At 39.7% G+C, this 10,916-nt stretch carries 7 protein-coding genes; 5 read left to right on the top strand and 2 right to left on the bottom strand.

Annotated features, from left to right (window positions below):
- A partial coding sequence (locus F607_RS34835; RefSeq protein ID WP_027709705.1) for an IS4/Tn5 family transposase DNA-binding protein occupies positions 1-180 on the bottom strand: 180 nt, incomplete at its 3' end.
- A gap of 652 nt (positions 181-832) precedes the next feature.
- Here F607_RS34835 and F607_RS0121350 point away from each other — a divergent pair.
- From F607_RS0121350 to F607_RS0121330, 5 genes are all read left to right on the top strand, one after another.
- Entirely contained in the window at positions 833-2,257 is a 1,425-nt protein-coding gene (locus tag F607_RS0121350) for a carbon starvation CstA family protein (RefSeq protein WP_027709704.1), read from the top strand.
- A 291-nt stretch (positions 2,258-2,548) separates the two neighbouring features.
- Positions 2,549-4,621 carry a flagellin N-terminal helical domain-containing protein gene (locus F607_RS0121345; RefSeq protein WP_027709703.1) on the top strand — a complete coding sequence of 691 codons (2,073 nt, stop codon included), beginning with the start codon at positions 2,549-2,551 and terminating at the stop codon, positions 4,619-4,621.
- Between the two features lie 61 nt (positions 4,622-4,682).
- Entirely contained in the window at positions 4,683-5,579 is an 897-nt protein-coding gene (locus F607_RS0121340) for an MBL fold metallo-hydrolase (RefSeq protein ID WP_027709702.1), read from the top strand.
- A gap of 34 nt (positions 5,580-5,613) precedes the next feature.
- Positions 5,614-7,350 carry a SulP family inorganic anion transporter gene (locus F607_RS0121335; RefSeq protein WP_038291998.1) on the top strand — a complete coding sequence of 579 codons (1,737 nt, stop codon included), beginning with the start codon at positions 5,614-5,616 and terminating at the stop codon, positions 7,348-7,350.
- Between the two features lie 36 nt (positions 7,351-7,386).
- A complete protein-coding gene (locus tag F607_RS0121330; RefSeq protein WP_211233689.1) occupies positions 7,387-8,064 on the top strand; it encodes a YdcF family protein in 678 nt (225 codons plus the stop codon).
- A 333-nt stretch (positions 8,065-8,397) separates the two neighbouring features.
- Here the strand turns inward: F607_RS0121330 and F607_RS0121325 are convergent, their stop codons facing one another.
- A complete protein-coding gene (locus F607_RS0121325; RefSeq protein WP_027709699.1) occupies positions 8,398-9,903 on the bottom strand; it encodes a S8 family peptidase in 1,506 nt (501 codons plus the stop codon).
- Between the last annotated feature and the right edge of the window lie 1,013 nt (positions 9,904-10,916).

Genomic DNA, 10,916 nt, shown 5'->3' with positions numbered 1-10,916 from the left:
TACCCGTTCATTTGATAAAAAACGATAAAAAGCTTTAGTGGATGCCCACTCCTCACATATCTCAGGTATGGATTTACCACTTTTTTCGGATAAACAAGCAACAATACTTTTAAAACGAGTTGTCAAACGCTGATCTTTAAATGCACATCCTGACAGCTCTTCATTTAGCCAAGAATCCATTGTTTTTTGCCCAAAAGTCCACTTTTGGCAACTAAAGTGACATAACCTTGTATTCATTGCAAATTTATGGGTAATTAAATGCCAAGGATGGTGGGAATGCAGTTTATACAAAAGCATTTAATTCCTCCACCTAAAACCACCTCTTTGTTATCCAGAAGCTTAAAGCTACTTTATTGGAAACCAAGGATACTCTTTTTTATATACACAAACATTCAATAAAAGTACTGCATAATAAGTATAGATTGTGGACTTTATTTACTAGGACCTGTTAACTTACTTGTAACTCCTTGCCACTAAGTTAGGTAAAACATGCCTCTAAGGAAGGATTCACGGCATGTTCGAAGGGGGTATGCAGCCTTTCTGGGCATAGCGCTTTATAAAAACAGTTTTTATATACAGCTTTTCTAAACAGTGCAGTTAATAAGATCTCTACCATAGGGAATATTCTCAATTGGCAACTTAAGGTGGTCCTGAAAGGATTTATGATACTTACATGAGAGAGTAACCTGACTGCAACCACTCCCACATGTTTTCCAACCACTCCCCAGACTATTCAGCCACTCACCTATTTGTCAGTCCTTCTTTATATATCAACCGGGATAAACTGGCAGGGCAGGATAAAGACAGTACTATAACTGGGAGGGCCATCAACATGATGTGGTTTCTACTTTGCGTCGGCGCACTGATTGCCGGCTATTTTGTCTACGGAGGACTGGTTGAGAAAATTTTCCGTCCCCGCCCCGAACAAAAAACACCCGCACTAACAATGAACGATGGGGTTGATTTTGTCCCCATGTCTGATAAAAAAGTCTACCTTATTCAACTACTTAACATAGCCGGACTAGGCCCCATCTTTGGCCCGATTTTAGGGGCACTTTATGGCCCAGTTGCCATGCTCTGGATTGTATTTGGCTGCATCTTTGCCGGTGCTGTTCATGATTACTTTTCAGGTATGCTTTCTGTGCGAGCTAAAGGAGCCAGTGTTCCCAGCGTAGTAGGCCAACACTTAGGTGTTGCCGCTAAACACTTTATGAATATCTTCGCGGTTCTGCTGTTGTTACTGGTGGGCGTGGTATTTGTGCTTGGGCCAGCCAAACTGCTTGGTAGCTTGTCTGAAATGAATGTTGCCTGGTGGGTAGCCATCATCTTTGGTTATTACATTATCGCAACGATTGTGCCCGTCGATAAAATTATTGGCCGCTTTTACCCCTTCTTTGGCGCCTTGTTACTATTTATGTCTATAGGCTTGCTCGTTGGTTTAGGTATCAGTGAAAAAGGCTTTTACTCCGCAGGCTTAGATTTCAGCAACCTACACCCTAAAGAGCTTCCACTTTGGCCTTTACTATTTATTACCATTGCTTGTGGTGCAGTTTCAGGCTTTCATGCAACGCAGTCACCGCTAATGGCTCGTTGTATGCAAAATGAAAAATCAGGTCGCTTTATTTTCTACGGTGCGATGATTGGTGAAGGTGTTATTGCGCTAATCTGGTGTACCTTAGGCTTATCATTCTATGAAAGCCCTGAAGCGCTTAATGCAGCCCTAGCATCTGGTGGCCCTGCAGCAGTTGTCCATGAAGTTTCCACCTCACTGCTTGGAGCAATAGGTGGTGTTCTGGCCATACTGGGGGTAATTGTTTTACCCATCACTTCTGGTGATACAGCATTCCGTAGTGCCCGCCTCATTGTTGCTGACTTCTTTAAATTACCTCAAAAAGCGCTGGTAAAACGCCTATTAATCGCTATCCCTATGTTTGTAATTGGCTTCCTTATCACCAAAGCAGAGTTCGGCGTTATCTGGCGCTATTTTGGCTGGGCAAACCAAACCACAGCGATGATTATGCTTTGGGCTGCTGGAGCCTATCTGATTAAAGAAGGTAAGCTGCACTGGATTTGTACAATACCTGCAATGTTTATGACAGCAGTCACCATCACTTATCTAGCCAACGCTGAAATTGGATTTAACCTGCCAATGAACGTTGCCACCATCATCGGTGCAATTACTACAGTCGTGTTCACTGCTGGCTTTTTCTGGAAGTATAAAAAACCTGCTTTATTACCTCAGGAGCAAAATGGTTAACAGTTAAATCAACCTACTACTGGAGAAATCATTGTTCCATTGCAGCACTATATTTAGGCGGCTTATGTCGCCTTTTTTTATTCATATTTTTTTTATTCATAGTGCGGTCATAACTTTTACTCATTACAATTAAGCGCAATAATTCTGAAACATCTTTAACATCTCTTCAAATCCCACCAATACTGAGAGTGAGTGATGAAATGAGCTTTCAATCAGTTATGTTATTACTCACTAACTACTAGTCCTGCCCCAAGCAAGTTGGCAGCTATGCGCTAATGGGGAGGGTTCACTATGCCCCAGATTATTAATACAAACCTGCTATCACTGATTGCTCAGCGTAACCTAAATCAAACGCAACAAGCGCAAGCAACAGCCCTTGAACGGCTTTCCTCTGGGCTACGTATCAACAATGCCAGTGATGATGCAGCAGGGCTGGCAATTTCCATTCGATTCGGTACACAAATAAGCTCAACGGCCACTGCTATTCGTAATGCAAACGATGGCATTTCACTTACTCAAACGGCTGAGGGAGCCCTTTCCTCTATCACAACTAACCTCCAACGTATTCGAGAACTGGCATTACAGTCATCAAATGGCAGTAATACTTCGTTGGATAGAGACTCGCTCAATGAAGAAGTCCAGCAACTCATTGATGAAATTCAAGACGTAGCTAATAACACAACATTCAATGGGAAACCTCTGTTAAACGGCTCCCTTTCTAAAACAAACTTCCAAGTGGGTACTAATCTGGGTGAAACAATTCCTGTATCCATCAGTGCTATTACACCAGACCGCCTTGGTAGCGCCCTTACTGATGGCATATCATCAACCAGACCTGGATCACTCACTTCACTGCTAGCGGGCGATATTGTCATTAACAGCATTGCAGTCCCTGCTCCGTCTTCCACCAATGATAGTTTATCCAGTGCAGATAATGAGAAAAGTGGAATTGCCATTGCTGCAGCGATCAACAGTGTAAGTGACCAAACAGGTGTCAATGCCCGAGCAAACACCAACGTGGTTGGCTACGCCGGCTTTTTAGCTGCAACCAATGCAACCGTTAGCGGTAATATCATTATCAATGGCACAACCATTGCGGTTGCTACCAATAATGCACTCAGTGCTGATACCAACCGAGAGTCTGTGGTGACAGCCATTAATGCAGCTCAAGGGCAAACTGGTGTGCGTGCTGAAAACACCGGCAGTATTAATACGGGCATAACACTTATCGCCGATGATGGACGCAACATTGTGTATGATGATAATGGTTCGGGCTTATCCGCGGCGGTTGCTGTAGGCATCAGTGGTGCGGCGCAAACCTTTGTCGGCAGCTACACTCTTATTTCCCGCAGTGGCGCTGATATTAATATCGACTTTGGCCGATCTGATATTGATCGCTTTACCGGCTTACTGAAAGGTACTTTTAGTGGTGGTAACAGTGGTGTTGTTGGTCGTCGAGTCGGAGTGACACAAGCTTTACAATCCGGTGATTTAGTCATTAACGGTGTGGCCGTTGGTCCTTCGTTAACCAGTGATGATACAGCTTCATTTAATAACAAAGATGGAAGTGCTATCGCTAAAGCTGGAGCCATTAATCGGGTTTCGGGTCAAACAGGCGTTACTGCCACAGCTTTACCAACCATTGCCTATGGCACAGCAATTACTACAGGCAATACCCGAAATGAATCCATCGATATTAATGGCGAAACCATCAACATCAGTTTTAATGCTGCTGACTCAGCAAGTACTATCATTAACAATGTGCTTACTGCTGTTAACAGTAAGCAGGGTGTCACAGGGGTAACGGCAGAAGCCTTTGGTACATCATTTCGTTTAGTTGCTGCAGATGGCCGAAATATTAACCTGGCTAATGATAGTGCCAATGTGGCAGAAGCCGGGTTTAATGTGGCGTCAATTGGTGCAGATACAGGCTCATCAATTCTATTAACAGGCGCAGGCCAAATTGATATAACAACCCAAAACCCTTTTTCAGCCATTGATCGTTCAGGGTTTCGCGTGGGTGAATTTGGTAATGTTGAAGATGGTAAATTATTGGATAATGTCGACATCACAACAGCAAGTAACGCCACTGATGCCTTAACATCTATTGATAATGCTTTGGATCAAGTCAGCAGCCTACAAGCCTCTTTAGGTGCACTTCAAAATCGCTTTCAGTCCAGTGTAAATAACCTAAGTGTTTTTAGTGAAAATCTTTCAGCAGCGAATTCTCGTATTGTTGATGCCGATTTTGCAGCAGAAACAGCTGCATTTTCCAGAGCACAAGTCTTACAGGAAGCCGGAATTTCCGTGTTGGTACAAGCCAATGCCAATGCACAGCAAGTATTGGCGTTATTAGATTTTTAAGTTAACGTGTTAATGTTTAAATACTCACAGCCAAGACGATATAAGTAATGGAGAATTAAGCATGGATGGCGCTTTACCTTTCACCCCAAGTTTAACCACTCAACCTCAGGTCACAGCGTTTTATGACCCACATTCACAAACTCTGACGTATATCGTTAAAGACCCTAACTCATCTGCATGTGCAATTATTGATCCCGTCGCAGATTTTGATTATGCATCAGGTAGTTTACATTTTGCCCAAGCCGATCAGCTTATTCATTATATTCACGAACATCATTTATCGTTAGCGTGGATATTAGAAACCCATATTCACGCAGACCACCTTACATCTGCACATTATTTACAACAACAATTGGGTGGAAAGCTAGGGATTGGTAATAAAGTGACCGAAGTGCAATCTACTTTTGCCAGGTTTTTTAATGACACGCATTCAGTCCCTTGTGATGGCTCACAATTTAATACCCTTTTTAATGATGGCGACAGCTTTCAAATTGGTCAGCTTACCGGTCACGTTTTGCAAACCCCCGGTCATACCCCTGCTTGTGTGACGTATGTAATTGGCAATACAGCTTTTATTGGCGATACCCTTTTTATGCCTGACAGTGGTACAGCACGTACAGACTTTCCTGGTGGAGATGCCAAAACCCTTTATCAATCAATTCAAAGAATTTTTAATTTACCTGATACCACACGCCTTTTTATGTGTCACGACTATTGCCCTGATGGACGACAGTTACAGTTCGAATCCTCAGTAAAAACCGAGCAAGAAAACAATATTCATATCAAAGCGCAAGTCACTGAACAAGAATTTATTACGCTACGACAACAGCGAGATGCCACCTTAACCATGCCACAACTCATCATCCCTGCTTTGCAAGTGAATATTCGTGGAGGAAAGCTCCCTCTTCCTGCTGATAATGGTGCAACATACCTTAAACTACCCATCAACGGTTTTTAATCGTTTTTGAAAATAATATAATAAGTGCTCTCTTATGCAGCTAAACTCTCTCATCCTGTCTGTCATAAAGCAGCTGTTTCCAGCAAGGCAATGGCTTAAAAACTATAAAACTGAGCATTTTAATGGTGACCTTATTGCTGCACTTATTGTCACCATTATGTTAATCCCTCAGTCATTAGCTTATGCATTATTAGCAGGGCTACCTGCAGAAATGGGTTTATATGCCAGCATTTTACCTCTGGTTTTTTATGGATTTTTGGGTTCCAGTTATAGTCTATCCGTAGGGCCGGTCGCTATTATCTCATTAATGACCGCCAGTGCAATTATGCCTATAGCCTCTCCTGAATCACCTGCTTACACAACGCTTGCAATTCTCCTTGCTTTTATTTCTGGTTTAGTTCTGGTGCTTTTGGGTATTTTACGTTTTGGATTTATTGCCAACTTTTTATCTCATCCTGTAGTTTCTGGTTTCATCAGCGCATCCGGTATAATTATCATTATTAGTCAACTCAAGCACCTATTGGGAATTCCAGTCAGTGGTGATAATTTAATTACCCAGGGAACGACCCTATTTCAGTCAATACCGGCAATGCACAGCACTACCTGTATTTTGGCCATAAGCTGTTTAGCGGGTTTATGGTGGTTACGTCGTTGCTTTTTGAGGTACTTTCCAACGTGGGGAATACCATTACACTACGCTCAACTTTTATCAAAAGCAGCACCCGTCATCGTCATTTTACTCGCTACACTCACCACCTATTATTTTCGGCTTGACTTAAAAGGTGTTGCAATCGTCGGTGAAATTCCCAAGGGTTTACCCCAATTAAGTTGGCCTACAATGACTGGTGCTCACTGGCAACAATTAACGAGCTCTGCACTTTTAATTGCCATTATTGGCTTTATTGAGTCCATATCCATTGGCAAAACCCTTGCTGCCAAAAAACGTCAGCGTATCAATCCAAATCAGGAGCTTATTGGTTTAGGCTCTGCTAACTTAGCCTCTGCAATTTCTGGCGGATTTCCCGTTACAGGTGGTTTTTCACGGTCTGTCGTTAATTTTGATGCAGGCGCTTCAACACCTGCTGCCGGTATTTTTGCTGCATTGGGTATAGCGATTGTGTCATTATGGCTTACACCATTGCTATTCTACCTGCCGAAAGCAGCACTGGCAGTCACCATTGTGATGGCCGTTATTTCACTTATTGATATCGGCTTAATTCGAAAAGCCTGGCGATATTCTCGAACAGAGTTTACAGGGATCACCACCACACTCACTATAACCTTATTCTTTGGTGTAGAGTACGGTGTATTGAGTGGAGTAGCTATTTCAGTCAGCCTGCACTTACTTAAAACCGCTCGTCCACATATTGCTGTGGTAGGCGAAATACCAGGAACTGAACATTTTCGTAATATTCAACGTCATGATGTCATCACTTACCCTCATATTATCTCTATTCGTGTAGATGAGAGTCTTTACTTTGCCAATAGCAGCTTTTTGGAAGATAAGATATACAGTTTGATTGCTCAGAATACTAAGGTCAAGCATGTTATTCTAATGTGTACCGCAATTAATGAAATTGATTTAAGTGCACTGGAAGCATTAGAAGTCATCAATTGTCGTTTACAAGAGTTAAATATTCACTTCCATTTATCAGAAGTGAAAGGCCCTGTGATGGATACACTACAAAAAACTACTTTTACCAAACAACTAAATGGCAACATCTATCTTAGCCAACATCAAGCAATTGAAGACTTAAAAACAGCCCCCTAATAACCTTTTTATAAACGTTATCTGATGATTAATGAGATGCAAACACGCTACCATCCTATTCTAAAAAAGATACTAAAACTGCTGATAGTACTGCTAATTATCGATTTAATACTATCAATTGCCTGGTTAAAATATGTATCGTACCAATTTAGCCATAATGATACCGTAGACTCATCATCAGTTGATGCATTAATTATCCTTATGGGAGATTTTAATGACAACTATACGGCATTAGGCAACCAAACACTTCGCAGGCTTAATCATGCTCTAACTTTAGCAAGAAAATATAACATCAATACTTTCTTATGTGTTGGAGGTTCACGCCCAACCAACAATGTTTATGGTGCAAACCTTATGAAACAGTATTTGGTCAATCAAGCTATTGGTGATGACAACATTTTAACTGAAACACACTCCTACGATAGTCAAACTAACTGGCAAAATGCTAAGTCAATTATTACTCAACAAGGTTGGCAAACGGTTTTCTTAGTGAGCACGCCACTTCATTTACAGCGATTTAAACAAATTATTGCCGATCACCCTATTGACACAAAGGTAAAATTTAAGGCTATTTCATATAAAACCACTTCCCCAGAAGTAACGTATTGGGAGCTCTGGCAAAATGTTCATTACAACTGGGCTGCAAATATCAGTACCTTATTACCACAATCCTTACGAACTCATTTATTAATGCTTATTCGACCTCAGCATTAAAGGTTAGCTTACAGTAAAAAGTGGGTTAGCCGTTTGGCTAGGATGACTGCATATATACCCTTCACGAATCATTTTTAGGGTTTGTTGTCAGCACTCTTCACCCCAGTCACTTATTAATTTAAGCTCCGGGGGCTTCATCGCTTGACGGCCTCCCCTAAAAACCCTTCGTTTTGGGTATAGATATATTTTAAACCAAGAAGGATATTGGTTGTGGTGATGCCACGCATGAACTGATAACAAGTTTAGAGGAAATACAAATAGTTGTGTTAAGAAAAGAAAAAACCCTACTTCAAAGCAGGGCTTAAATTTAAAATAATTTTATTTTTTATAAAACTATGCCTTTTTAACCATAGCGTTCACCATATCAATGGCTGCATCACAGTCCATTTTAGGTATGTAAAAGTCTTTATCGTTAGGCTTGGTTATATATTTCCCACTATTTTGTAAATAGTTTTTAATTGCCGCAGGTGTAAGCGTAGGATCTTTCTCAAGCATTCTTGCTACACAGGCTGAAACAGCAGGTGTAGCTTGAGAGGTCCCAGTCATTTTTGCAGAAGTGTTAACAATACTTCCGTTTTTTTTATATATAGAGTTTACATTAACTCCTGGTGCTACAATATCAGTACTTGGACCAACATTTGAGAAACAGGTTATTTCATCAGCTGTAACGTTTAAATTAGGGTGGACACACTTATAATTATTATAAAAATCTGATGACTTTCCAGGTATTGTGGTGGCAGAATGTGCAGCCACAGAAATAGTACTACTCAAACAAGAAGGAAAACCTTCACCTGTTGAATATCCATTGTTACCACTCCCTGCAACAAAAGTTTTACCTTGAGAAACTAACTGGTTAATTAACCCTTGATAGTCACCTTTACTCATATTGTCACAATCTTCAGGAATATTACCAGGATTTGTTATGCTTAAATTAATGACTTTAACATCATTTAACGCTGGGTCAGTAGCAAGTTTTCTTAGTGCACTAACAATATCTTGAGTTTGAGAGCGTCCTTTAGCATTAGTTACCTTCATACTTACAATATTTACGCCGGGCGCACTGCCTCTGGGGACTGCATCTTTTGTAGTACTAGGTTGAGCAGCAATAATCCCAGTTACGTTGCTTCCATGACCATTCTCATCTTCTGATGCACCTATACTCTCATCGAAGTTTTTCCCATTTGGACAACCTCCATAGTCTTTACCAAACTTACTAAGTTTAATTTTAAGTTGAGTTGCAGTAAGTGCACTTGTATCAGGACTTAAAAAACAATATTCTTTAACAATTTTACCTTTTATTTGTGGGTGATTAGTATTAACGCCTGAGTCAATTACCGCAACGGTTATACCTTTTCCTGTGTAGTCTTTTGCAGGCTTAGCAGCATCGGGAGCATACACATAACTTGAAGAAGAGTTAGAGGAAGAAGATTGTATTTTACTTATAGCAGAATTTACTGATAACACATTTTCGGATTTTATAATTTCAGCTAAACCTTCAACGGTCGTGATTATGTAAAACCCTGTACCATTCTTATCAATTGTGGCATTAAAGTTTGGTGCTGCAATGCTATTGATGACGCCTTGTGCTTTTGTTTCAGTAGCAGCTGTGTCTTCGGCTGTAGATACTTCAACCCGTAGAGCGAGTAAACCTTCTTTAAAATCATTTATAGTGTTAACTTTATCGAGGATTTCTACAGATGCTTTATTACTTTGCTTAATTTCAAAAAGTACATCTGTTTTCTCATTAGCAAAACCATTGTCAGCATAAGCGAATTGCATACTGCTGAAAATGGCAAAACTAACACCCGACAGTAAAAATTTACCTAAATACTTTCTCATGAATACCTCATTATTAATGATTCGCGCAACCGATTCATTGCACTTATAGAGACAATAACATTAGCACTATCATCATTTGACAATGCTTAGTGGATCAAACTCATATAAGAAAATATAAACACCATCCAGTAAAGAATAAATAATTTTTTAAACATTACCTTCTACTTGAGATTTTGATTTCACCATCAATGAGAAGCAAAACATTTATTTAATTATCTTTTCAAAGTCATTAAAATAAATAAAATATTTCATTAACACCACAATCAAATTTGTATTAAATTGTACTAACGATTACATATCATATTACCCTAACACAGCTACAAAGTGCTTTTAACAAGCTACGTCAGGGCTATCAAATTACTACAAAAGTGCCATACCGCCAGAAATTATAAACTTTTTAAACACAATATTCCGCAAAAAAATTACCCACAAAAAAAACAAAACGATAGACCAAATACCCATCATCTACAATCATGCAATCTTCAATAATTTATTTTTATCTTACTCTCGACATAATCAGAATTAATTATAACGATCAATATTTATGATTTATTTTAGCGCACACCTTAACCATTGCAACCAAGAAGAAAACACATCATTATCTGTCAACTATTGAGGAAATACAAAAACCGCAATATACTAAAAAGTCGGATGAAATGAATACCATTAGGCTATACTTGGAAAGCATAAACACTTCAAATATAGCACATTTATTGTATTATTAAAGTTTTATAGTATCCTTTGCTACCGACTTTATAGCAAATATAGATACTAGGGCACCTCTAAAAATGTTACCAAAATTTCAATATTTTTAGGCAAGATCTTAAATTATCGAAGGTAAATACGACTGCTTATTATTTGACACCAAAATTCACATTTTATGGGCTCTACAGTGCTAATTACTATCCCACAAAAAGAGATAGTTCATACTTTTTTCAAATTGCAGGCGCACTTTTCCTACTTAATGTCACGAACCGCCTCATGTTATAAACTATATTCATCATACCTACTTT

Source organism: Zooshikella ganghwensis DSM 15267, from assembly GCF_000428585.1.
Taxonomy (GTDB): domain Bacteria; phylum Pseudomonadota; class Gammaproteobacteria; order Pseudomonadales; family Zooshikellaceae; genus Zooshikella; species Zooshikella ganghwensis.
Note: the sequence above shows the minus strand (reverse complement) of the source record. Positions and strands in the feature narration are given on the sequence as shown.

Excerpts from the sequence above, each read along its gene's own strand:
- F607_RS0121350 (WP_027709704.1), top strand. The coding sequence starts at position 833 with ATGATGTGGTTTCTACTTTGCGTCGGCGCACTGATTGCCGGCTATTTT.
- F607_RS0121345 (WP_027709703.1), top strand. The coding sequence starts at position 2,549 with ATGCCCCAGATTATTAATACAAACCTGCTATCACTGATTGCTCAGCGT.
- F607_RS0121340 (WP_027709702.1), top strand. The coding sequence starts at position 4,683 with ATGGATGGCGCTTTACCTTTCACCCCAAGTTTAACCACTCAACCTCAG.
- F607_RS0121335 (WP_038291998.1), top strand. The coding sequence starts at position 5,614 with ATGCAGCTAAACTCTCTCATCCTGTCTGTCATAAAGCAGCTGTTTCCA.
- F607_RS0121330 (WP_211233689.1), top strand. The coding sequence starts at position 7,387 with ATGCAAACACGCTACCATCCTATTCTAAAAAAGATACTAAAACTGCTG.
- F607_RS0121325 (WP_027709699.1), bottom strand. The coding sequence starts at position 9,903 with ATGAGAAAGTATTTAGGTAAATTTTTACTGTCGGGTGTTAGTTTTGCC.